Source organism: Embleya sp. NPDC056575 (assembly GCF_042793325.1).
Taxonomy (GTDB): domain Bacteria; phylum Actinomycetota; class Actinomycetes; order Streptomycetales; family Streptomycetaceae; genus Embleya.
The window spans coordinates 1-22,821 of sequence record NZ_JBHTVA010000116.1 but is presented as its reverse complement, the minus strand read 5'-3'; the positions used below and the strand labels follow the sequence as shown (position 1 = coordinate 22,821).

General features: G+C 72.0%; 23 protein-coding genes. 12 read left to right on the top strand and 11 right to left on the bottom strand.

All coding sequences use genetic code 11. The features are described from left to right. Positions 1-109: 109 nt before the first annotated feature. The 4 genes from ACFRCG_RS46385 to ACFRCG_RS46370 form a co-directional block, all read right to left on the bottom strand. Positions 110-340: a hypothetical protein gene (locus ACFRCG_RS46385; RefSeq protein WP_380042716.1), complete on the bottom strand. Its 231-nt coding sequence runs from the start codon at positions 338-340 to the stop codon at positions 110-112. A gap of 75 nt (positions 341-415) precedes the next feature. Beyond that, positions 416-943: a hypothetical protein gene (locus ACFRCG_RS46380; protein WP_380042715.1), complete on the bottom strand. Its 528-nt coding sequence runs from the start codon at positions 941-943 to the stop codon at positions 416-418. A 135-nt stretch (positions 944-1,078) separates the two neighbouring features. Further along, complete coding sequence (locus ACFRCG_RS46375; protein WP_380042714.1) at positions 1,079-1,741, bottom strand: nitroreductase family protein; 663 nt, start codon at positions 1,739-1,741, stop codon at positions 1,079-1,081. A 110-nt stretch (positions 1,742-1,851) separates the two neighbouring features. Next, a complete protein-coding gene (locus ACFRCG_RS46370) occupies positions 1,852-2,130 on the bottom strand; it encodes a hypothetical protein (protein ID WP_380042713.1) in 279 nt (92 codons plus the stop codon). A 392-nt stretch (positions 2,131-2,522) separates the two neighbouring features. On the opposite strand from ACFRCG_RS46370, the gene ACFRCG_RS46365 reads away from it, so the two are divergent. Next, positions 2,523-2,951, top strand: a complete 429-nt coding sequence (locus tag ACFRCG_RS46365; protein WP_380042712.1) for a DUF5709 domain-containing protein — start codon at positions 2,523-2,525, stop codon at positions 2,949-2,951. A 185-nt stretch (positions 2,952-3,136) separates the two neighbouring features. Here ACFRCG_RS46365 and ACFRCG_RS46360 read toward each other — a convergent pair whose 3' ends face one another. Beyond that, the gene (locus tag ACFRCG_RS46360) at positions 3,137-5,875 is read right to left on the bottom strand and encodes a hypothetical protein (protein WP_380042711.1); all 2,739 of its coding nucleotides are present in this window, start codon (positions 5,873-5,875) and stop codon (positions 3,137-3,139) included. A 175-nt stretch (positions 5,876-6,050) separates the two neighbouring features. On the opposite strand from ACFRCG_RS46360, the gene ACFRCG_RS46355 reads away from it, so the two are divergent. The 3 genes from ACFRCG_RS46355 to ACFRCG_RS46345 all read left to right on the top strand — a co-directional run bounded on the left by ACFRCG_RS46355 (position 6,051) and on the right by ACFRCG_RS46345 (position 10,036). Next, entirely contained in the window at positions 6,051-8,180 is a 2,130-nt protein-coding gene (locus tag ACFRCG_RS46355) for a heavy metal translocating P-type ATPase (protein ID WP_380042710.1), read from the top strand. Between the two features lie 78 nt (positions 8,181-8,258). After that, positions 8,259-9,266 carry a phosphotransferase family protein gene (locus ACFRCG_RS46350; protein ID WP_380042718.1) on the top strand — a complete coding sequence of 336 codons (1,008 nt, stop codon included), beginning with the start codon at positions 8,259-8,261 and terminating at the stop codon, positions 9,264-9,266. A 137-nt stretch (positions 9,267-9,403) separates the two neighbouring features. Next, positions 9,404-10,036: a hypothetical protein gene (locus ACFRCG_RS46345; RefSeq protein ID WP_380042709.1), complete on the top strand. Its 633-nt coding sequence runs from the start codon at positions 9,404-9,406 to the stop codon at positions 10,034-10,036. Positions 10,037-10,048: 12 nt separating this feature from the next. Here the strand turns inward: ACFRCG_RS46345 and ACFRCG_RS46340 are convergent, their stop codons facing one another. After that, positions 10,049-11,140, bottom strand: a complete 1,092-nt coding sequence (locus ACFRCG_RS46340; protein ID WP_380042708.1) for a Gfo/Idh/MocA family protein — start codon at positions 11,138-11,140, stop codon at positions 10,049-10,051. 160 nt (positions 11,141-11,300) lie between these two features. Beyond that, entirely contained in the window at positions 11,301-11,774 is a 474-nt protein-coding gene (locus ACFRCG_RS46335; RefSeq protein WP_380042707.1) for a hypothetical protein, read from the bottom strand. Between the two features lie 94 nt (positions 11,775-11,868). On the opposite strand from ACFRCG_RS46335, the gene ACFRCG_RS46330 reads away from it, so the two are divergent. From ACFRCG_RS46330 to ACFRCG_RS46320, 3 genes are all read left to right on the top strand, one after another. Next, positions 11,869-12,318 carry a PaaI family thioesterase gene (locus tag ACFRCG_RS46330; RefSeq protein ID WP_380042706.1) on the top strand — a complete coding sequence of 150 codons (450 nt, stop codon included), beginning with the start codon at positions 11,869-11,871 and terminating at the stop codon, positions 12,316-12,318. Between the two features lie 131 nt (positions 12,319-12,449). Further along, positions 12,450-14,102: an AMP-binding protein gene (locus ACFRCG_RS46325; protein WP_380042705.1), complete on the top strand. Its 1,653-nt coding sequence runs from the start codon at positions 12,450-12,452 to the stop codon at positions 14,100-14,102. A 37-nt stretch (positions 14,103-14,139) separates the two neighbouring features. Next, positions 14,140-14,949, top strand: a complete 810-nt coding sequence (locus ACFRCG_RS46320; protein WP_380042704.1) for a PaaX family transcriptional regulator C-terminal domain-containing protein — start codon at positions 14,140-14,142, stop codon at positions 14,947-14,949. Positions 14,950-15,079: 130 nt separating this feature from the next. Here the strand turns inward: ACFRCG_RS46320 and ACFRCG_RS46315 are convergent, their stop codons facing one another. Next, positions 15,080-16,174 carry an alpha/beta hydrolase gene (locus ACFRCG_RS46315; protein ID WP_380042703.1) on the bottom strand — a complete coding sequence of 365 codons (1,095 nt, stop codon included), beginning with the start codon at positions 16,172-16,174 and terminating at the stop codon, positions 15,080-15,082. 40 nt (positions 16,175-16,214) lie between these two features. Continuing rightward, positions 16,215-17,243 carry an alpha/beta hydrolase gene (locus ACFRCG_RS46310; protein ID WP_380042702.1) on the bottom strand — a complete coding sequence of 343 codons (1,029 nt, stop codon included), beginning with the start codon at positions 17,241-17,243 and terminating at the stop codon, positions 16,215-16,217. Positions 17,244-17,486: 243 nt separating this feature from the next. Here ACFRCG_RS46310 and ACFRCG_RS46305 point away from each other — a divergent pair, with 243 nt between their 5' ends. Both ACFRCG_RS46305 and ACFRCG_RS46300 read left to right on the top strand, forming a co-directional pair. Next, entirely contained in the window at positions 17,487-18,125 is a 639-nt protein-coding gene (locus ACFRCG_RS46305) for a hypothetical protein (RefSeq protein ID WP_380042701.1), read from the top strand. Continuing rightward, on the top strand, positions 18,122-19,375 hold the full coding sequence (locus ACFRCG_RS46300) for a PrsW family intramembrane metalloprotease (RefSeq protein WP_380042700.1): 1,254 nt from the start codon (positions 18,122-18,124) through the stop codon (positions 19,373-19,375). Before ACFRCG_RS46305 ends, ACFRCG_RS46300 begins: the two co-directional genes overlap by 4 nt. A 35-nt stretch (positions 19,376-19,410) precedes the next feature. Here ACFRCG_RS46300 and ACFRCG_RS46295 read toward each other — a convergent pair whose 3' ends face one another. After that, the gene (locus ACFRCG_RS46295; protein WP_380042699.1) at positions 19,411-19,632 is read right to left on the bottom strand and encodes a hypothetical protein; all 222 of its coding nucleotides are present in this window, start codon (positions 19,630-19,632) and stop codon (positions 19,411-19,413) included. 183 nt (positions 19,633-19,815) lie between these two features. Between ACFRCG_RS46295 and ACFRCG_RS46290 the strand changes: the two genes are divergently transcribed. After that, positions 19,816-20,580: a GNAT family N-acetyltransferase gene (locus ACFRCG_RS46290; RefSeq protein WP_380042717.1), complete on the top strand. Its 765-nt coding sequence runs from the start codon at positions 19,816-19,818 to the stop codon at positions 20,578-20,580. Positions 20,581-20,605: 25 nt separating this feature from the next. Here ACFRCG_RS46290 and ACFRCG_RS46285 read toward each other — a convergent pair whose 3' ends face one another. After that, positions 20,606-21,523: an NAD-dependent epimerase/dehydratase family protein gene (locus tag ACFRCG_RS46285; RefSeq protein WP_380042698.1), complete on the bottom strand. Its 918-nt coding sequence runs from the start codon at positions 21,521-21,523 to the stop codon at positions 20,606-20,608. Between the two features lie 343 nt (positions 21,524-21,866). On the opposite strand from ACFRCG_RS46285, the gene ACFRCG_RS46280 reads away from it, so the two are divergent. Continuing rightward, positions 21,867-22,433, top strand: coding sequence for a hypothetical protein (locus tag ACFRCG_RS46280; protein WP_380042697.1), 567 nt, complete (start codon positions 21,867-21,869; stop codon positions 22,431-22,433). Continuing rightward, entirely contained in the window at positions 22,421-22,795 is a 375-nt protein-coding gene (locus tag ACFRCG_RS46275; RefSeq protein WP_380042696.1) for a hypothetical protein, read from the top strand. The genes ACFRCG_RS46280 and ACFRCG_RS46275 overlap by 13 nt, the downstream gene beginning before the upstream one ends. Positions 22,796-22,821 lie beyond the last annotated feature (26 nt).

Genomic DNA, 22,821 nt, shown 5'->3' with positions numbered 1-22,821 from the left:
CACAATAAATCATCGGTGTCGCGGCCGGCGCTGTTTGTGGGCTCGGGGACGAGCGTGGCCGCGGTGGGCCGGCCGCGTCCTCGGGCGGCGGCCGGGGCGCGCCGGTGGGTCAGGCGGCCTGGGCGGCGCGGCGCAGGCGGGTCATCAGGTGGGTGCGGTCGGCGTTGGTGACCATCGCCGGATGGGCGTGCAGGGCCGCGACCGCGTCGTGGGCCGCGGCCCACAGGCGGGCCAGTTCGTGTTCGGACACCTGCCCCGCGGATCGGGCGATCGCCTCGTAAGCGGCGTCACGCGCGCGTTGCAGTTCGATCAGGTCCGCCGGGATGGGCTGTTCGGACATGGGCAAGAGCTTACGAGAGTCCACGTAAACACAGGGTTAGCTCCGGATTGCGGCGGACCCCACGGGAGATCGTCCTCAGATGGCCTCGTGCTCCCGGCCGATGGTTTGTTGCGGATGGCGCGGTATGCGGAACTCGGTCACCGGCGGCATGCAGAAGATGGTCAGGTCGCACGCCACGCCGACCGCCTGCGTGGGGGTATGGCCCAGGTGCAGTGCGGCCCGGGCGTACTCCCACCCCGAGCCGATCGCGCCGTAGTCGTAGTAGAAGACGTCGAAGTCGCCGCCCGTCTCGAACAGCTTGCCGTCGAAGGCGAACATGAACTCCGACTTGGGCTCGAAGCTGGACAGCTTGCGCTTGCCCCACTCGACGAACTCGGCGTAGAACTCAAGGACGTCGCGCTCCTCGGCGGACGCGGGGGCGTGCGTGTCCAGGAACAGGCGCATCAGATTGATGTCGCGCAACAGTCCGGCACCGCCGAAGATCAGGTTCTCGCCGATCTTGTACAGCTTGGTGCCCTCGGTCTTGGCCTGGCCCCAGGTCACCTGGGAGTCGGCGGCCACGACGATCGATTCGTCGATGATCTTCCCCGCGACGACACTCATCAACGCCCCCCGTTCGTACGGCTGATCCGGACCCGAACGTGCCGGTTCAGGATCGCAGAGGGGCGGCCCTCGGCGCAGGTGTTCGGGTCGCGCCGAGGGCTGCCGGGGATGGTTCGGACCGGACCGCGCCTGTGGTCAGAGGCGGACCAGGACCTGGTCCAGGGGCTTGCGGTGGATGTCGGGGACGCGGGCGTCCTCGGCCGGGTAGCCGACCGGGATGACCACCGCGGCGCGCTCCTCCGGCGGGCGGTCGCACACCTCGTTGAGGAAGCGCATCGGGCTCGGCGTATGGGTCAGCGTGGCCAGCCCGGCCTGGTGCAGCGAGGCGAGCAGCAGGCCGACGGCGATGCCGACCGACTCCTTCGTGTAGTACGGACGCGGCGAGTCGGGTCCCTTGTGCACCTCGAACACCACGATCACCGCCGGCGCGTCCTCCAGGAACGGCTTGTGCCAGTCGGTGCCGATCGGGGCGAGCGCCGCCAACCACTCCTCGGACGCGCGATGTGCGTAGAACTCGCGCTCCTCCCGCTCGGCGGCCTCGCGCAGCCGCCGCTTGCGCTCGGGATCGGTGAGCACGACGAAGCGCCAGGGCTGGACGTTCGCGCCGCTGGGCGCGGTGCCGGCGGTACGGATCGCCCATTCGACCACGTTGTCCGGGATCGGTTGGGACGAGAAGTCGCGGACGGTTCGACGCTCGGCCATCACGTCGTGGAAGGCACGGCTACGGGCTTCCGCCTCGTGAGCGGGGACGCCTCGGTGCCGGTGCGGAACCGTGGGGTATGTGGGTTCATCGACCATGGCGCACAGCACAGCACGGCAGGGGGGTGCGGTGGAAGGTCCCGCCCTCGGATCGCCTCGGACCGTCTCGGAACGTCTCGGCTTCGGGTGGTCCCGCCCGGTCGGTTCGATCAGTTCGCTCCGCGGTCGCTCAGGGAGACGGTCGGCGCGGCGGCGACGGTGCGGGTGACGCGGAACTGCCGGCCGGTGCTCGCGACGGTCACCACGGAGCCCGCCCAGGCCTCGGTCACCCGTCGGGACAGGTCGGCCTCGGTGATGCCCGCGTGCAGCAGGTCGGCACGCAGTGCTCGGGCCGCCGATTCCCGGGTCCCGGTGTGCAGGGTCCGCCAATCGTCGCGGTTCGTCTCGCGCGTCTGCGCCTCGTGCATCCCGTTCGCTGCCTCGTGCATCGTGTCCGCTCCCTCCCCGGCCGTGCAGGACCGGGCCTTCCGTCCCTGACCCCCTGGACCACCCTGCGCCGGCGGTCAAAGATCGTCCAAATCCGTCAGGAAAAATCAGCCTCAGGCATGAGACGGGTGAAGCCGCCTACTTCGTTGGAACGAGCGCCCGGGTGGGCCGTGAGCCATGGATTCGCGAGCCTTCTCCAACCGGTCGGACGGGCGTGGTCCGCTCGGCGGCGATACGGACCCGACTCGTTGGCGCGGGTACATGCTGCCAGGCGGGGGCGTCGCCGGACGAGTTCGAATGAACCGGCGGGCACCGGGCACCGTACTCGGATCGCGGGGGACAGGGTTGTGTCCCTGGCACGCGGGCACGAGCACATCAGGGAAGGTGGCAGGCCATGAGCGACGACACGTGGGACCCGGTCGAGGATTCCCCGGACACTCCCGGCGACGACGGCGTCCTCGGCCCCGAGGACACACTGTCCACCGACGACCTGTCCTACGACCCGCTCGACACCGGGATCGTGCCGCCGGACCGCTGGTCGGCGGCGGAGCGGTACGGCAATACGCCGGAGGAGTCCCGCCGCGGCGAATCGCTCGACCAGCTGCTGGCCGAGGAGGAGCCGGACATCGCCGACGACGACGCGGTGTCGGACGAGTGGGAGGGCGGCCCCGACCCCAGGGCGGGCCGGCTGGTCGCGGCGGACGAGGGCGCGCACGAGGACACCGAGTCGGAGGCGGTTGCCCACGATGTCGGCATCGACGGCGGCGCGGCCGGGGCCGAGGAGGCGGCGATGCACATCATCCCGGAGGAAGAGGTCCCGTAGGGCCGCCGGTCGGCTGCGGCCGGGAGCCCGGGGTCGGTGAGCCGAGGGCGGGCAGGACCCCGGAGCCGATGGTGTGGTGCGTGTGGTTGGTGCGGGTGTGGTGTGGGCCCGGGGTGGGTGCGCCTGATGTGGGCGCGGGCCCGGATGCGCGTGCTCGGTGTGGTGGTCGGCCCGGGCGTCCTCGGTCAGTGGGCGTCCGGGGGGAGTTGGCGGGTTGCGGCGGTCGGGTCGGGCGGCGGGGGGTCGGTGGGGCGAGGTGGTATTCGGGTCGCGGCCAGTCCCGTGGGCGGGGTTTCGTCGAGCCGGGGGTCGACCGTTGTTCGGGCGGGGGCCGCGGATGTGGGTGGCGGCTCGGTGGGGTGGTCCGCGGACTCGCCGGGCTCCGGAGGGGTGCCCAGGATCGACGCGGGGGCGGGTTCGGGGCCGGTGAGCGGACGCCCGTCGAGGAGGTCCAGGGTTGCGGCCAGGCTCGCGGCGGCGGCTCGGGCGGCGCCGGCGACGACCGGGTCGCCGGTGTGCGCGGCGAGGTCGGCGAGTTCGCGTTCGGCCTCGGGGCGGTCGGCGATCAGGGTGTGGCGCAGGTCGGTGAGCGGTCCGGCGATCCAGGACTCGGCCTCCGCCTCGGTCTCGACCACCCGTCGCATCGCGTCCACCCAGCGGCCGATCGTGCCCAGCGACTCGCGCGCGTATTCGAGCAGTCGCCGGCGGGCCGGGCCCTCCAGGCGGTGGCCCTTGCCGTTGCGGAACTCCTCGTCGATCGCGGACAGCCGGTTCTCCAGCTCGTGATGCTTGGTGAGCCGGCGCAACGTCTCGGCGACCTCCTCCAGATCGCGCCGGTCGTTGCCGCCCGCGAGCCGCAACATGCGACCGAGCAGGCCGTCCTCGGGACGCCACCACAGCTGGGCGATCGAGGTCGCGCGCGGGAAGCGCAGGTGGCGCGGATGCCGCAGGGCCTCGGCGGCGTCGGCGGCACAGGCCGCGGCGCCCGCCTCGGCCGCGGCCAGGGCGGCCAGGGCGCCGAGGTTGCGCGAGCCGCCGAGCAGGCCCTGGGCGGAGCCGGTGGCGATGTGTCGGGCCAGGCCGGCCACCGCGGGCAGGTCGCTCAGGCCGGCGGCGGCCTCCTGGAGCAGGCCGTACGTGCTGTGCCCACACAACACGGCGGCGCGGGCGGCGGCGGCCACGGTCAGCAGTTGGGTCGCGCGGTCGTGGCTGGGCGAGCGCATCGCCATCCGGTCGAGTTCGTCCCGTAGCGACATCGCGAGCGCGCCGGTGTCCGAGCGCGCGCCGTCGGCGAGGGCGAGGGCGCGCAGCGCGGAGAGGCGTTCCGGATCGTCGGGACCATGGGCGTGTGCGGAGGCGTAGTCGCCGCGACCGATCAGCTCGCCGAGCAGGGCGACGGATTCGCGGTCGGGGGCGGTCGGGGGCACCGGGTCGGCGGAGTCGCTTTGTGGGGCCCGTCCGGTCCGCCCGGGCTGCCCGGTCTGCTCGGGTTCCTCTGTCCGCGCCGTCGTCTCGTCCGCGCCGGCGCCCGAGACGGTCTTCTCGTCGCGCCCGACCGGCTCCACCCGGTCCTCCCGGGTGTCCTCCGTTTCGGGTGACGTGGTCTCGGCCGCCGGGGCTTCCGGCGGCTCCTCGGTGTCGCCGGTCGGTTCTGCGGGGGACTCGGGAGCGTGCGGCGGTGGGGTCTCGGTGTCGGTCTCGGTGTTCGGGATGGGGTCCGATGTCCGGTGCCAGGACAACCGGCCGCGGAGCGCGGCGTTGACGATGGTCGGGTCGGGCAGGTGGAGGCGGACCGTTTCGGCCAGCTCGTCCACGCCGTCGTCGCGGTCCGCCGCGATCGCGTCGATCAGCGCCCCGAGGTCGGCCAGGGCGCACACGCGGCGTCGGTCGTCCGGTTCCCAGTTTTCGTGACGCTCGCTCAGGTCGGCGGCCAGCTCACGGAGTTCGTGGATCGCCGGCTCGTGCACGGGTGGGCCGGCCAGGCGTCGGAAGCGGTCCACGTCGGCGAGTTCGCGAGCGTGTACGGCGGCCTCGTGCGCGGTGATCGTGGCGGCCAGGCCCGGTCGGTCCTCGGGCAGGGTGTCCGGTTCGGCGCCGACCAGCGCGCCGACCGCCTCGCGGGCCTCGGTCACCGCCGGGCCCACGAGCGTGAGCATGGTCAGGTCGGCGTCCTCCGGGGCCCGGCCGGCCGCGACGGCGGCGGTGATCGAGTCGGCGGCGGCCCGGGCCCGGCCGAGCGCGTCGTCGAGCGAGCGCAGCGGGGACGGGGGCTCCTCGCCGCCACACATCCGGTTGCGGCAGAACTCCTCGAATCGGCGGCAGGCGGCCACGATGTCGGTGATCACGTCGGCGGGCCAGCCGGGCAGCGCGAGATCGGCCTCGGTGAGGGTGAGACGCAGCAACGCGGCGGCCTGGCAGCTGAAGCCCCAGTCGGCGAGCGCGGTGAGCCGGACCAGGTCGGAGGCGAACCCCGAGGTCTTCAGACTCTCCAGGATCTCGTCGTCCAGGGCGTCCGGGTCGGTGTCCAGTGTCGCGGGCAGTAACACCCGCAGTACGGGCAGCGTGACCACCTGGGCGGTGTAGCCGCGCACGCTCGCGGTCTGCTTGCGCAGCCGCTTGAGCGCGTGTTCCGCGATCGCGGGGGTGGGGCGCCGGGCGGGCGGCACCCGCAGGGCACGCAGGGTGTCGGTACGGGTGGGGTTCGGCAACCGCCACAGGGCGTCGGCGAGGACGTCGGGGGCGATCGCCGCCAGACAGTCGACGAGTGGGTCGCCGAGGCGGGCCAGTTGTATGGCGACCGCCGACTTTTCCCGGGCTATCTCTTGTTGATCGTGGTCCGGATGGTCCAGGAAGGGCTGTAGTTCACCCGACGAGGTCGCCCACCACAACCAGTCGACGCTGCGGGACCGGGGTTGACGCACCATTTTGGCCTCCCGGGGGAGAGGGGCTGGTCTCTGGTTATACCGCCGCAGGCCCGAGATGCGGACGGTTCTGTCGGAATCACAAGGAATCAGCGCGGGTCGGTCGGTGTTGTATATACCCCTGGGTGGTATATCTGATGGATTGGCGGCGGCCGAGGAGTCGAGAGAAGGCATCACGATGGAGCGCGGGCGGATCGACCGGGACGAGCATGCGGGCCGGGACGGGGGTCCGAGCAACGCGGAACTCGCCGACGGGGCGGGGCGGGTGGGAACCGACACGCATGCCGGCGAGCACGCCGGGCATGGCGGGCATGAAGGCCATGGCGGGCACACCGGTCACGCCGAGATGTTTCGGCGGAGGTTTCTGCTGAGTCTGCTGCTTTCCCTTCCGGTGCTCGTGTTGAGCCCGATGCTCGCGGACGTACTCGGTTACCACGAGCCCTCGTTCACCGGATCCTCCTGGATTCCGCCGCTGCTCGGCACCCTCGTGTTCGGCTATGGCGGGTGGCCGTTCCTCACCGGCGCCCGCGACGAACTGGCCGCGCGGCAGCCGGGGATGATGACCCTGATCGCGATGGCGATCACCGTCGCGTTCGGCGCGTCGTGGTCCTCCACCCTGGAGATCGCCTCGCACGATCTGGACTTCTGGTGGGAACTGGTCCTGCTGGTCGACATCATGCTGCTCGGCCACTGGCTGGAGATGCGGGCCCTCGGCGCCGCCTCGGGAGCCCTGGACGCGCTCGCCGCGCTGCTCCCCGACGAGGCGGAACGGGTTTGCCCGGACGGGGAGTTCGAGCGCGTCCCGGCGGCCGAACTGGAGGTCGGCGACACCGTGCTCGTGCGTTCCGGTGGGCGCGTACCCGCGGACGGGACGATCGCCGAAGGCGCCGCCGAGTTCGACGAGTCGATGATCACCGGCGAATCCCGGCCGGTGCCGCGCGGGGTGCGGGACACCGTGGTCGCCGGCACGGTGGCGATGGACAGCGCGGTACGGGTCACCGTGACCGCGACCGGCGAGGGCACCCAACTGGCCGGGATCCGGCGGCTGGTCGCCGAGGCGCAACAATCCCGCTCGCGCGCCCAGGCGTTGGCCGATCGGGCGGCGGCGCTGCTGTTCTACTACGCGGCGGGCGCGGCCGTACTGACCCTGCTCGCCTGGTCGTTGCTCGGCGACGGTGGATCGGCGATCGAGCGCACGGTCACCGTCCTGGTGATCGCCTGCCCGCACGCGCTCGGCCTCGCCATCCCGCTGGTGATCGCGATCTCCACCGAACTCTCGGCGCGTCAGGGCATCCTGATCAAGGATCGGATCGCGCTGGAGCGGATGCGCGACGTCGACGTGGTGCTGTTCGACAAGACCGGCACCCTCACGCGCGGCGCGCCGGCGGTGACCGGGGCCGTCGCGGTGCCCGGATGGCACGAATCGAAGGTGCTGCTGCTCGCCGGCGCGGCCGAGCGGGAGAGCGAACATCCGCTCGCCCGGGCGATCGTACGGGCCGCCGAGGAGCGCGGGCGGCCGGATGCCGCGACCGGGTTCCGGTCGATGACCGGTCGCGGAGTGCAGGCGGACGTGGGCGGGGTCCGGGTCCGGGTCGGCGGGCCCGCGCTGCTGCGGGAGACGGGTGTCCGGGTGAGCGACGAGGTGGCGGCGACCACCGACGAGTGGGTCGGGCGCGGCGCGGCGGTGTTGTATGTGTCGGCGGACGACGAGGTCGTCGGGGCGTTGGCCCTGGAGGACGAGATCAGGCCCGAATCCCGGGACGCGGTGCGGGAGTTGCATGCGGCTGGGGTACGGGTGGGGATGCTCACCGGGGACGCGCGCCAGGTGGCCGCCTGGGTGGCCCGGGATCTCGGGGTGGACGAGGTCTTCGCCGAGGTGCTGCCCGGCGACAAGGACGCCAAGGTGGCCGAACTCCGGTCCCGGGGCCTGCGGGTGGCCATGGTCGGCGACGGTGTCAACGACGCGCCGGCGCTGGCCCGGGCCGACGTCGGCATCGCGATCGGTGCGGGCACGGACGTCGCGGTGCAGTCGGCGGGCGTGGTGCTGGCCTCCGACGACCCTCGCGCGGTGCTGGGCGTACGCCGATTGTCCACCGCGGTCTACCGCAAGATGCGGCAGAACCTGGCCTGGGCGGCCGGCTACAACATCGTCACCGTCCCGCTGGCCGCCGGCGTCCTGGCGTGGGCGGGGGTGGTGCTCCCGATGGAGGTCGGAGCCATCCTGATGAGCCTGTCCACGGTCGTGGTCGCCCTCAACGCCCAACTGCTGCGCCGGTTGGACCTGCGCCCGGGGGCGTCGGAGGAGTGAACCCACGGCCCGTGTGATGCGGTGGCCGTTCCGCGCGGGCGATCGGCCCGCGACTGCCGCGTTAGGCTCCCCGGTGTGATCGGCGACGGGGATGGCGGCGACGACGCGGCGGAGTGGCGCGCCACGCGGGCGTGGGTCGAGCGAGCGTTGCCGGCGGGCGAGCGGGTGGTGGCGGCCGAACGGCTCATCGGTGGGTGGACGTCGGTGGTGCGGCGGCTGCGGGTGGTCGGGGACGATGGGGAACGGGCCCTGGTACTGCGGTCGTTCGTGAAACCGTTCTTTCTCCGGCACGCCGAGGGACTGTTGGCTCGAGAGGCGGCGATCCTCGCACTGCTCGCCGACGTCGATGCCGCGATCGAGGTCCCGGTGGCGCGCTGCCTGGCGGTGGACGCGCGTGGCGCGTACTGCGACCATCCGTCTCTGCTGATGTCGCTGCTCCCGGGCGGGATTCGGCTGGGCGGGGAGGGCGCGGCGGTGCGGATCGGCCTGCTCGCCCGGCAGTTGGTGGCGATCCACGCGGTGCCGGTCACCGAGGACGCCCGGCCGCGGGACTATCAGGCCTGGACCGCGCCGGAGCGGGTGGGCGTGCCGGCCGAGACCGGTCGGGCCGGGGTCTGGCGTCGGGCGGTGGAGCTGATCCGCCGGGAACCGCCCGCGTACCAGGGGTGTTTCCTGCACCGCGACTTCCATCCGGGCAATGTGCTGTTCGCCGGGCACGGCGCCGAGGTGCGGATCTCCGGCGTGGTCGATTGGGTCGAGACCTCGTGGGGGCCGGCCGATCTGGACGTGGCGCACTGCTCGACCGCGTTGGCCCTGCTGCACGGGCCCGCCGTCGGGATGTGCTTCCCCGCCGCCTACCTCGCGGCCGGTGGTCGGCTCGCCGACGATCCGGCGGACCACCTGTACTGGCGGCTGCTCGACGCGCTCGCGTTCGCCCCGGACGCGGAGAAGGTGGCGGTGCCGTGGCGGGAGGCGGGACGGGCGGACCTGACATCCGACGTGTTGGGTGCTCGGTTGGAGAAGTATCTCGCCCTGCTGCTCGATCGGTTCGACCACCCGCTCCGGTCGGAACGAAAGATTCCGTAGGCCGTACCATCCGTCTGGCGCCGTGGAGTCGCCATGGAGTCGGCGCGGGTCGCCGGGGCTTTTCGGGGGAGCGGATGAGGTCTGCGGTCGGTGTCGCGCGAGGCGCCGTGTTCGGGATACGGGGACGGCACGGTTCGATGGCGCTTCGTCATGCGCCGGACGACGTCTGGCGGGGTGCGGCGCTGGGGATGCGGCGGGAGTCCGATCGGCGCGACAGCTTCGAGGACCTGCTGTACATCGACGACACCCGGCCGGACGGGGGCGGGCGGCACAAGGACTGGCGGCACCTGACGTTGTGGGCCGACCCCGGGCGCGAGTCGGTCGCGATCACGGTCGAGACGGAGTCGGCCGACGATGCCGGGGCCGTCTACCGCGTCCTCGGCCCGGCGGGCGAGCCGTTGGGGCGGGTCACCCGTCGCCGCGGGAGCGTGCTGCCCCCGCGGCGGACCTCGTGGCACATCGAACTGCCCGACGGGGGGCCGCTGTACGCGGTCAAGGGCGAGGTGGTCGGTTGGTGCTGGTGGTGGTTGTTCTCGCCGGTGTGGGCGGTGATGGCGGCGGCGATCCTGTTCGGCGGCGAGTTTCCCCGGATGCCGATCAAGACCCGGTGGACGCGTGGTGGAGTCAACGTGTTCCGTTTCTTCGACGACGACTTCGAGAACCGGTACCGGGTCGAGGTCGACTGGGCGGACGTACGGGTCCTGTACGGCCTGGCCGCGCTGCATCACGCCCACCCGACCCCGCTGAGCTCGCACACCCGGGGCGATTGAGCCGCGGGCGCGCTAGCCGCAGGCCACCCACGCGCCGCGCGTCGCGGCGGAGGCGCGGATCGCGTCGAGGACACGTTGGCCGGCCACGCCGTCGGCGAAGTCGGCGGGACGCGGGTGGTCGGGGATCGGGTCGCCGGCGATCAGCGCGGCGAAGGTGCCGGCCAGGCGGGCGTAGGGCGCGCGGTCGATGCCCATCGAGTGCAGCAGGTCGTACGCGGTGTGCATCAGGTCGGACGGCGGCGCGATCGGGTCCGGGTTGGCCAGGTCCTCGGGGATGTCCACCCGGCGGTCGCCGGCGGCGTCGCCGAGCCACACGTCGTCGAACTCGACCCAGGCCGTGCCGTGCGTGCCCGCCACGCGCGTGGTCATCAGCGGCGGACCGTAGACGCCGGCCGAACTCTGCAACGTGCCCTCCACCCCGGTCACCGTGCGAAAGCGCACATTGAAGGTGTCCTCCGCGCTCTGCCCCGGCCGATCCGCGACCAGTGGCAGGCCGGCGCTGACCCCTTCGAACTCGCCCAGCGTGTGCCGGATCTGGTCGATCCAGTGCGAGGCGTGCGCGCCGAGCCAGCCGCCGCCGTCCTCGGCCCGGCCCCACCACGCGGGCACCTCGGCGGCCGGTCCGGTCAGTACCGGAATGTGCAACAACCAGGTGGCGAGCCGGGGTTCGCCGATCGCGCCGGCGGCGATCAGCCGGGCGAGCAGCGCCTGGGAGGACTGCCAGCGGAACTCGGTACCCAACAGGTGCACCACACCCGCCTGTTCGGCGGCGGCCAGCATCCGGGCCGCCTCGGCCGCGTCGCTCGCGAACGGCTTCTCGCAGACCACGTGCTTCCCGGCCGCGATCGCGGCGAGCACGATCTCGGCGTGGGTGTGCGGGGGAGTGACCACGCTCACCGCGTCCACGCCGTCGAGGGCGAGCGCCGCGTCGAGGTCGGTGTACGCGTGGGGTACGCCGAAGCGCTCGGCGCGCTCGGCGGTGCGGGCGGGGTCCCGGCCGACGAGGGCACGTACCTCGAAGCCCGCGTCCCGGAACGCCGGCAGGTGGGTGATGCACCCGAATCCGGTCCCGACGATCGCCACACCCAGTTTTTCCCGCGCCATGACGTCGCTCTCCTTGTTGTGGGCCGAGGGCCGGCAAGCCGAAGGGCCGAGGGCCGACAGACGGTGGGCCGGGCCGAAACGGGGGCCTACGGTAAGGGAAGCTGTCCAAATTCGCCATCGTGGTGTCGTGTGACGAAGCGCATCCGGCGGGTGGGGGCGATCAGCCGGGTCGGTACGCCGACACGTCCTCGGTGGTCAGGCGTACCCGGGTCGGCCGGTCGTCGGTCGACGCGGCCGGCCCGGCGGTGGGCGGGTCCAGCAGCAGCCCGATCCGCTCGCGCTCCGCCGCCCCCGGCAGCGCCGCCTCGACCTCGTCGGCCGGATACCCGAACAGGTCCACGTCCCGCCAGACCACCGGGTCCGTCGTCGTACCGGGCAGTCGCTCGAAGGCGATGGTGCGGCAGCCGTGTTCGGAGCCGGTCACGTCCACGCGCAGGGTGCCCAGGGAACCGCCGAAGCTCCAGAACCTCCGGTGGCCGTCGTCGCGGTGGCGGGTGCCGGCGCAGGACCAATAGGCGCGTACGTCCAGGACCGTGGACAACGTCCACTGGGCCCGCCGCTCGCTCATCCCGAAGCGCAACACCCCGGCGCCGCGCGGCAGCACCACGCCCACACCCGGCAGCAGTTCGAACACGTCCCGATTGTGCCCGAGGGCTCACGGCGGCGGGCGGGCCGACTCTGATATCGATGGTCGGGCATCCGGCTCCCGAACGAACGGTGGTAGCGCCATGACCGACACCCCCGACGGCCCGTCGGCCGGCCCCCTCGGGCTCGACTTCGCCGAGACGGTGCTCGCGGCCCAGCCGTTCAGCCGGCTCGTCGGCGCCCGGGTCACCGAGTTCGGCGCCGGGCGGGCCACCCTGGAGGTCGACGTGCGGGACGAACTCCGGCAGCAGAACGGCTACTTGCACGGCGGCGTGCTGGCGTACGCGGCGGACAACACGATCACCTTCGCGGCGGGCAGCACGCTGGGGGCGGCGGTGCTGACCGGCAGTGTCCAGGTCCAGTACCTGCGGCCGGCGCAGGGGGTGATGTTGCGGGCAGAGGCGCACGTGGTGCATGCCGGGCGGCGGCAGGCGGTGTGCGATTGCACCTTGATCATGCGTGCGGAGGACGGCACCGAGACGGTCTGCGCGATCGGTCGCGGCACGGTGCTGGTGGTGAACGGCGGGGCCTGAGGGTGGGGTGGGTGGTCGGGGCGTGGGGTGGTGGGCCGGGTCGGTTGCGGGTGTGCCGAGGGGATGTCATCCCGTGCCGGTGTCGCGTACCGTTGACTGTCGTCACGATGGCAACAGGATGAGGTGCCCTCATGCAGCTCCGTCCCTCCGCGCACGTCGACACGTTCTGCCGGGACCGGCTGCCGCCCGTCGAGCAGTGGCCCGAACTGGTCTTCGATGTGCCGGAGGTGCGCTACCCCGACCGGCTCAACTGCGCCGCGGCCCTGCTCGACGACACCATCGCCCGACACGGGGCCGAACGGCGGTGCCTGGTCACCGCGACGCAGACCTGGACGTACGGCGACCTGCTCACCCGCGCCAACCAGATCGCGCATGTGCTGACCGAGGACCTGGGCGTGCTGCCCGGTCATCGGGTCCTTCTGCGCGGCCCCAACAACCCCTGGCTGGTCGCGAGTTGGTTCGGCGCGCTGAAGGCCGGGGCGGTCGTGGTGACCACCATGCCGCTGCTGCGCGCGCACGAACTCGACACCATCCACCGGATCGCCCGACCCGTCGTCGCCCTGTGCGACCACCGCTTCACCGCCGAACTGGAGGCCGCCGACACCCCCGGGCTGCGCGTGGTCGACTACGGCGGGGCGGGCGAGGGTACGTTGGCCGCCCGCTGCGCCGCGAAGAGCACCGTGTTCGAGGCGGTCGACACCGCGTGCGACGACGTGGCGCTGATCGCGTTCACGTCCGGGACGACCGGGCGGCCCAAGGCGACGATGCACTTCCATCGGGACGTGTTGGCGATCGCCGACACGTTTTCCGCGTATGTGCTGCGGCCCGAGCCGACCGACCTGTTCACCGGGACGCCGCCGCTGGGCTTCACCTTCGGGCTCGGCGGGCTGGTGGTGTTCCCGCTGCGGGCGGGCGCGGCCTCGCTGCTCCTGGAGCGGGCGACACCGGAGGAACTGGCGGTCGTGGTGGCCGAGCGGCGGGTCACCGTGCTGTTCACCGCGCCCACCGCGTATCGGGCCATCCTCGGCGCCGGGCTCGTCGACCTGCTCGCGGGCGTGCGGCGGTGCGTGTCGGCGGGGGAGGCGTTGCCGGTCGGGGTGTGGCGGGCGTACCACGACGCGATCGGGACGCGGATCATCGACGGGATCGGCGCCACCGAACTGCTGCACGTGTTCGTCTCCGCGGCCGACGACGCGATCCGGCCGGGGGCGACCGGGCTGCCGGTACCGGGTTTTCGGGCCGTGGTGCTCGGGCCGGACGGCTCGCCCGTGCCGGACGGCACGCCGGGGCGGCTGGCGGTCAAGGGGCCCACGGGGTGTCGCTATCTCGATGACGCTCGGCAGGCCGACTATGTGTGCGATGGGTGGAATGTCACCGGTGATACGTATGTGCGGGATGAGGATGGTTATTTCTGGTACCAGGCGCGCAGTGACGACATGATCGTGTCGTCCGGGTACAACATCGCCGGTCCCGAGGTCGAGGCGGTGCTGGGTACGCATCCGGACGTCGCGGAGTGCGGGGTGGTCGGGGCGCCGGATGTGCGGCGGGGGCTGGTGGTCAAGGCGTATGTGGTGCTGCACCCCGGGGTGAGCCCGGACGAGGCGACGGCGCGGGCGTTGCAGGGGTTCGTGAAGCGGACGATGGCGCCGTACAAGTACCCGCGTCTGGTCGAGTTCGTGGACGAGTTGCCGCGTACGAACACCGGCAAGCTGCGGCGTGGGGAACTGCGGCGGCGCGCGGCGGGGGGTACGCCGGTCGCCGGGGCGGCGCCCGCGCCCGGATAGGATCACGGCCGAACCAGACTCCGCGAGGAAGGCGACCATGGCGGAGACGTCGGCCCGGCCCAGCTCCCTGATCAACACCGTGTACGGCGCGTTCGTGCGTGGGCTCGGCGGATGGATCTCGATCGCCGACCTGATCGTGCTGATGGGCGAACTCGGCGTGGACGCACCGGCGGTGCGGTCGGCGATCTCGCGGCTGAAGAAGCGCGGCACGCTCATCCAGGAGCGGCGGGAGGGGACCGGCTATCGGCTGAGTCCGGCGATGGAGTCGATCTTCGACGAGGGCGATCGGCGGATCTTCGGCAATCTGGAGCCGGCGCGGCTCTCGGACGGGTGGGTGCTGGCGATCTTCTCGGTGCCGGAGTCGGAGCGGGCGCATCGGCACCAGTTGCGGTCGCGGTTGACGTGGCTGGGGTTCGGCAATGTGTCGCCGGGGGTGTGGATCGCGCCGGCGCGGTTGTTGGAGGACGCTCGGCGCACGCTGGAGCGGGTCGAACTGGCGGACTACGTACACCTGTTCACGGGGGATGCGGCCAGTGCGGCGCGGCTCGGCGAGGCGGTCGGGGAGTGGTGGGACTTCGAGGCGATCGAGGAGCAGTACGCGCTGTTCACGGACGCGTATGGGCCGGTCGCGGCGGAGCTTGGGGGGCGGGCGGTGATTTCGCCGGCGGAGGCGTTTCGGGCCTATGTGCCGATGCTCACCCAGTGGCGGCGGTTGCCGTATCTCGATCCGGGGTTGCCGGCGGAGTTGTTGCCGGCGGACTGGAACGCGGTGGAGGCGCGGAAGGTGTTCCTGTCCCTGCACTCGCTCCTTGCGGAGGGGGCGGGGGTCCACGTACGCGAGGTGTAACACCTCCGCGCCATGCATGCGGCCGGTCGGGCTGGGTGGCCTCAGGCGCCGGTCGGGCTGGGTGGCCTCAGGCGCCGGCCGGGCTGGGTGGCCTCAAGCGCCGGCCGGGCTGAGTTTGCGTTGCCTTTGGTCAGACCAGGGTTTTGGTCAGCCAGCGGAAGACGTCGGGGACCATTCGGCGCCAGACGTCCGTGCCGTGGCCGCCGCCGGAGATTTCGGCGACTGTGATGGCCGTGGGGGGCTTGGCGGCGGCCTTGAGGGCTTGGGCGTCGCCGAAGCCGTCGCCCTTTTCGCCGGCCATGTAGAGGGCGACCTTTGGGGGTTGGTGGGCGTTTTTGAGGATCGTCAGGGGGTTGGCGGAGATTCGCAGGGCCGGGTCCTTCGAGGTGACCGAGTCGGACTCGCCCTTCGGGTCGTTGTAGCCGGACAGGCTGACCCCGGCGCCGTAGCGGTCCGGGTGGAGGAGGGCCATTCGGGTGGCGCAGTGGGCGCCGGCCGAGTAGCCCGCGATGGCCCAGTGCTTGGGGTCGGACTCGGCGCGGAAGTTGTCGATCACCATGCGCCGCACGTCGCCCGAGATCCAGGTGTCGGCGTTGGCCTTGCCCGGGACGTCCGCGCAGCCGGTGTCCTCCTGGCCCGCGAGCAGCTTGGTGCGCGGCGAGACGAGGATGAACGGGGCCACCTCACCCTTGGCCATCATGCCCTTGAGCTGCTTGTTGACGTCCAGCGTGCCGAACCAGGCCTTGGCCGAACCCGGGTAGCCGGGCAGCAGTTCGACGACCGGGAACTTCTTGTCCGCGAACGCCGGGTCCTTGTACTGCGGCGGCAGCCACACGTAGACCTCGGCCTCGACCCCCGACTGCGGGCCCTTGAGGGTGGTCTCCTGGACGCCCTCGCCCATCTTGCCGTCACCGGCCGGATCGAACTTGGTGAGCAGCTTCTGCTCGGGCGCCGGCGGCGGAGCGGGCTCGCGCGCCTCGACCACGTGGCTGCCGCCCGTGCCGAGGAAGTCGTCCCACGTGTCGTAGAGGCTGTTCGCGTTGTTGACCATGACGAAGACCATCAGGATGGCCGTGAACTGGCAGGTGACCAGCATGAACAGCCGAGCGATGATTTTCACCGGTTTGGGGCCCGGGATGTGGTTCCACGCGAACAGCGCCAGCACCACGGCCGCTATCGCCAGCACGATGGTCGTTATGTAGAAGGGGGTACCGGTCAGACTCACTGTCGTCTTCCAGGGTGATTCAGCGACGATCCGGACACGGTCAGTCGGTGGTGGGTGGGGGCATGTGCCGGCCGAGCCAGCCGAGCAGGTCGGGAATCATCTTCTTGAAGTGCGAGGTGAGGTGCCTGCCGGCGGGCTGCTCGTAGTACTCGATGCGAACGGGTGGCGCCGCCTTGGCGACGAAGGCCTTGACCAGGCGTACCTCGGCCGCGTCCCCGCCGCCCGCGGTCGCGAGCACGTCGATGTTCGCCTTGCCTTCCGCGATCATGCGATCGGGGCTGTTGGCCAGCCGCTCCGCCTCGTGGCCCTTCCACAGCGGGCTGTCCGGGTTGAAGTAGCCGTCGATCGGCACCGCGACCTTGAACTGCTCGGGGTGCTGGAGCGCGAGCTTCACGCTGCAGAACGCGCCCGTGGAGGCGCCCATCAGACCCCAGCCCGCCGGGTCGCGCAGGGTGCGGAAGTTGGCCTTGACCAGGTCGGGGATGTCCTGTGACATCCACGTGCCCATCTTCGGCTGCCCCGGGATGTCGCTGCACTCCAGGCTGCGCTTCTCGTCCTTCTCCAGGTTCTGCACCGGCATCACCATGATGAAGGGGTGGGTCTTGCCCGCCTTCTTCTCGGCCACGGCCATCTGTTGGATCGGCAGTTGGTTGTCGGTCCAGGTGTTGTAGCCGTTGCTCTGCCCGCCGGCGTAGAGCGTCAGGACCGGGAAGCCGTGCTTGGCGAAGGCCGGGTCGTTGTACTCCGGCGGCAGCCACACCCACACCTTGGCGGTGACGCCCGACTTGGGGCCGGTGTAGCTGGTCATCATGATCGGCCCGACGGTGGTGGTCGTCGCCGTGGTGAAGTTCGTCGCGGGCCCGGTCGGCATGACGACCTTGCTGGGGGCGGGGGGCTTCGCGGGCTGACCGGAGGATTGCCCGCCGGACTGCCGGGGCGTGGCCGTGCTCTTGGCGTGGTCGACCGTGGAGTCGCCGGACGAGGAGCCGCACGCGACCGCGGTCACCGCGAGCAGTACGGCGCCGAGCAGCGCCGTCGCGCGAGGACGGCGTGCGGAAAGGGGGTTCAAGGGAAGAGCTCCGGCGGGCGTCAGGGGGGTGCTGTTGACAAAAACGACCTTAACCGGGCGGTGAAACGGTGATCGGGCTGCTCTGTAACAGCCGTCCATCAATCGGCGGGACGTAAACAGCGTTTTCGTGATTTCCCCGTGACCGGATCACCCCTTCGGCCGATGGCGGAGTGACTTTCCGAAGTGGCGCGGGTACCGGCGCAGACCCTGCCCCCGCGGGTTTCCCACCGACAGGAGCCGCGCTTGTCCGTCACAGCACCGGTCCCGCAACCGCCCTCCCCCGACTCCGCGAACTCGTCGAACTCCTCGAAACCGGATCCCGGCGGGTTGTGGTCACGCCTGATGCGGGGGCCGCACGGGCTGCGGGCGACGTTCGTCGTCGCCGTCGTGATGGTGATCCTGATCGCGGTTCCCTACCTGCTCAACCGCTCCGTGGTCGGCGCCGCGCCGGTGCGGGCCGGGCAGGTGGTCACGCTGGGCACCTTCCGGTACCAACCCGCGCTCGGCTGGCAGGTCGACCGGGGCGCGTCCCAGGCCGATCTGGTCAGCGTGCTGGTCAAGGGGGCGACCATGTATCGGCTGACCCCGCTGGGCCGGCAGTCCTCGGCGGCGGGCGCGTTCCGGGCGGCGGCGCGCCGTCACGCGGCCACCGGGCGCGGGCGGGTCGGCGGCGACCCCGCCAAGGTGACCACCGCGCGCGGCCTGACCGGCCTGGTCGCGCCGATCACCGGACACACCGTGGCCGGCACGCTGACCGTCCTGGTCGCCGGCGGCCAGGGACTGGGCGTGTCGCTCACCGCCCGGCACACCGCGCCGCTGACCGCCGCGATCGCCGACGACGTGGTGACCATGCTCGACTCGGTGGAGGTGGTCGCGTCGTGAGTGTGGCTCCGCTGACCGACCGCCGCGGTCGCCGGGACGCGGGCGGCATCGTGCAGCCCACGCGGGCGGCGTTTTGGCTGTATCCGATCGTGCTCGCGCTCGGTGCGGCGAGCGTGGTGCCCAACTTCGTCCGGCTGTCCTCGGCGGCTCCGTCGGGTGCGCTGGTGCTGAGCGTGGTGATCAACACGCTGTGGCTGATCCCGGCGCTCGCGGTGATCACCCACCTGGACCTGTTCGAACGCGAGCCGCTGTCGTTCTGTGTGGCGGCGGTGTTGTGGGGTGGCCTGGTGGCGACCGGGTTCGCCCTGGTGGCCAACGACAACCTGCTCAGCTATCTGGCCAAACTGGACCCGGAATTCTCCACCGACTGGGGCGCCTCGATCTCCGCACCGATCGTCGAGGAGACGCTGAAACTGCTCGGCGTGGTGACGCTGATCCTGATCAACCGCCGGGTCTTCGAGAGCGTGCTCGACGGCTTCGTGATCGGCGCGCTGGTCGGCCTGGGCTTCCAGGTCGTGGAGAACATCCTGTACGGGCTGAACGCGGCGATCCAGTCCGGCGAGATCTGGACCGGCGGCGTCGTGGCCAGCTTTTTCGTCCGGGCCGTCGTCAACGGGTTGTGGAGCCACGCGGCGTTCACCGCGATGACCGGCGCGGGAGCAGCGTACGTGCTGGTCGGCGTGCGTCGGCCGCTGCCGGTGCGGGTGGCCGCCGCGATCGCGCTGTACGTGATCGCCTGGGGCCTGCACTTCGTGAACAACTCGCCGCTCGCGGAGATCGTGCTGCGGCGCACCGACTGGTACCTGACCATCGTGCAGATCGTGCTCAACGGCCTGGTCGTGCTGGCCGCGGCGAGTTACGTCTACCGGCTCGCGGCCCGGCAGGAGTTCCGGCGGTTCGCCCGCGCGGTGGGCGACGAGCCGGAGCTGCTGCCACTGCGCGAGTTGGCCGCGCTCGCGTCGAACAAGACCCGCAAGGACGCGGTGGAGGCGGCCCGGCGCGAGCACGGGCGCAGGGCGGCCCGGGCGCGCAGTCGGCTCCAGCGCGCGCAACTGGGCTACGGGGTGGCGCTGTCCCGGTCCGCCGACCCGGTCCACGACCCCGGGGTGGCGCGCTGGCATCGGCGGATCGACCGGGCCCGGGCCCAGGTGGTGGCCGCCGACGCGGAGCCGTCGCCGAACGCCCAGACCGGCCGGGCGAAGACCCGACCCGAGACACCCCCGGGGCCGGAGCTACCGGAGGTGCCGTAGCGGGTCGTGCCGCCGGACCGGCCCCGGGCCCGCGATCACCGGCAGGCGCGCGGATCCGGGGTGACGGCGGTGTCGGTCCGTCGGGGTTGTTCGTCCCTCGGTGTCCACTCGACCTCTTCGAGGTCGGCGAGTGCGTCCTCGCGCAGCAGATCCGGGGGTGCGGTGCCGAGGTCGCGTCGGCCGAGCGAGCGCACCACCAAGAGCACGGTCAGGCCGAGCAGACACACGGACACGGCGAGTACGACGAGTCCGTCCATGGTGCTCCTCCCTACCTGCCTGTAGGGCGGTCGCCATCGGGCAGCCGCCATGAGGCAGTTGCTCTCCATGGTCGCGTGTGCGGCGGACAATGTGAACCGACCGCAGATGAACAGCGGACATCGGGTCACCTCGCGGGATCCGGCACCGGCGAGAATGCTCGGATGCGCGCACACATCGAAGCCATGGATCGCAATCTCGCCGAGCACGCGTGCCACCTGCACCGAGTCACCCCGGGGATGCGCGTGTTCGAGGACGACGAGGTGATCGTCGCGGACAGCGGTCTGGGGCACGACACGTACAACATCGTCGCGGGCACGCGCGCGAGCGCCGAGACGGTGGGGGCGCTCGTCGAGCGTACGGTCCGCCGGGTCGAGGCGACCGGGCGGCCGTTCTCGTGGTGGGTCACCCAGGGGTCGCGGCCGATGGACCTGGCCGAGCGGTTGCCGGCGTACGGGCTGCCGGTGAGCGAGCGCGAGGTGGCGATGTGGGCGGCGTTGGCTCCGAGCGAGCCCGGCGCGGCGGTGCGGCCGGCGGGGTTGCGGATCGAAGTGGTGCGCACGCGTGCCGGTTTGCTGGACTACGCGGGGGTGCTCGCGTCGTTGTGGACACCGGCCGTCCCGGACGTGGTGCGCTTCGCCGAACTGACCGCCGACGCCGCCCTGGTCTCCAGCGCGCGCTACCTGGTGGGCTACGTGGACGACCGTCCGGTGGCCACCGCCGAGGTGTTCCCACACGCCGGCGTCGCGGGTGTGTACAACATCGCGACCGTGGCCGCCGAGCGCCGGCGCGGCTACGGCGCGGCGCTGACTCGGGCCGCCCTCGACACGGCGCTCGCGGAGGGGCACGCGGTCGCGGTGCTCCAGGCGTCGGCGGAAGGCGAGCCCGTGTACCGGAAGTTGGGCTTTCGGGTACTCGGGCCCGTCACCGAGCACGCGATCCTCACGTGACCCCGCCGGCGGGAGCCGCCGGGCGCTACGCGAGCAGTTCCGGGTGCAGTGCCTCGACCATCCGGCGCATCCCGTCCTTCCAGTGCACGGTGGTGCGGCCGGTGATCGTGTGCATCGCGGTCAGGTCGAGGGTCACCGAGTCGATGGTCTCGGTCGTGGCATTGAACTCGGGCTTCACACCGGTGAGTTCGGCCAGATAAGCGCACCACTCCTCGATGCTCACCGGGTCGCTGCCGCCCCAGTTGACGGTGGTGACCTCGGGCGTCGCCGCCGCGAACAGCGCGGGCAGGGTGCCGGCGATGTCGTCGACGTGGATCGGGTGGTAGATGCTGGGCGTGTTCGAGTGCACGTCGACCGGCACGCCGCCGAGCATCATCTCCAGGTGGATGCCGGGCCAGCCGCCGTTGTCCCCGTACGGCACGGACAGGCGCGCGATCGTGGTCGGCAGCGCGAATCGGCGCGCGCCCCATCGCGCGGCGCCCTCTGCGGCGATCTTGCAGATGCTGTAGGTCTCCAGGAACGACCAGACCCGGTGGTTGTCGCCGAGCGCCGCGTGCTCGGCCAACTCCTTGTGGCCGGCGGGCTGGTAGACGGCGGTGGACGAGCAGTGCAGGAAGGCGCGGGCCGCCTGGTGATGCTCCATCAGCGACAGTACGCCGCCGGCGTTCGCGTCCAGGTCCAGGTTCCAGTCGCCGTTCTTGGCCACCGCGAAGTTGACCACGTAGTCGGCGTCGGCGGGCAGGGCGGCGACGTCGCCGGCGGCCAGGTCGATCCGCACGCAGGTGACGCCCGCGGCCTCCAGGCGTGCTCGGGCCTCGTCGTCCTGGAAGCGGGCGGCGCCGTAGACCTCGTTGTCACGCGCGAGGATCTTGGCGACGGGTTCGGCGACCTGGCCGGTGACGCCGGTGACGACGATCTTGGCGCCGCTGAGGGGGGTTGCCATGGGGGACTCCGTTGTCGTGTCTGGTGCTTCGTCTGCCGCGGCCGGCCGTTCGCCGGGCGCCGTACGGCCGGAAATCCCCGTCCGGCCGGGGCCGTGGAGGTGGTCGGGGCGGGCGTGGCGGCACGTTAGTGCAGGTTGCGATCAGGTGGAAGGGAGAGAAAGCGGGGAAGGGGGAGCGGGAAGGGCCCGGCGGGCGGGAAGGGAACCGGCGGGGAACGGGCCCGCAACCGTGCGGGAACGGGTGAGGGAACGAGGGCCTTCCCTTATCCGGGGGTGGACACGGAACGGGGACGGTCGGTCGGCCGTCTCTGCGGACGGGGGGATCGACTTCTCGGGGGCAGCGATGAGTGTTACGGGGCACTGCCGACTGTGCGGGACCGAGGTCCCGGACGAGCGTCACGGTTATTGCGAAGGACCGTTGTGCGGGGCCGATCTGGCCGGCCAGCGGGTGGGCGATCCGGGGGTCGCCGTGCAGGTCGGGTTCGAGCGCGCGCGGGTGGCGGCGCGGCCCGGGGAGGTGGTCGAGGCACGACTGCTGGTGCGCAATCGGAGCCGGCGGGCCGAGCACTTCCGGATCCGGGTGTTCGACACGGAACGGGTCGCGGTCACCGAGCAGGAGCCGGGCGCGCCGATCGGGCCGGGGGCCGAGGTGGTGTGGACGGTCCGGTATCGGGTCCCGCGCGACCCGGGCCCGTTGACCGCCGGACCGGCCGCGGTGGGGCCGGGTGGGCCCGGCGACGCGGTGTCCGGGCTGTACTACGCGGCGGTGCGGGCCGAGGCGGTTCGGGACGCGCGGGTGGGCGCGGCGGCGGTGCTCGACGTACGGATCCGTGGCGAGACCGATGGCGCGGGTCGGATTCGGGCGATTCGTGCGCCGATCCCTCGATGGCCGGCGACATGTCCGGAATGAAGGCATCACGGTCGTTCACCCGGACCCTGTCGGGTGCCGGTTGGGCCGACCGCATCATCGCGGACGCGGACGCAAAGGCGCGGATGCTCGTCTCGTACATCACCCCCGCCCCCGAGGAGTTGATCGGCGCGGTCGAGATCCGGATCGTCGAATACCCCGACGCCTCGCGGCGCTCGCGAGCGGGCACGGTGTCGTGGGAGGCGCGGCACCCGATCGAGGCGCCGGCCCGCTGCGTGCTGCGCGGCTTCGACCGGGTGGACGCCGACCGTGGCGAGGACGGGTGGTACGCGGACTGGAAACGGCCCTTCCCGCGTCGGGAACCGGAGCAACCGCGCCGGGCGCGGGAGAAGTCGCGCGCGTGAACGGACGTCCGCGCGCCCGGGGCGGG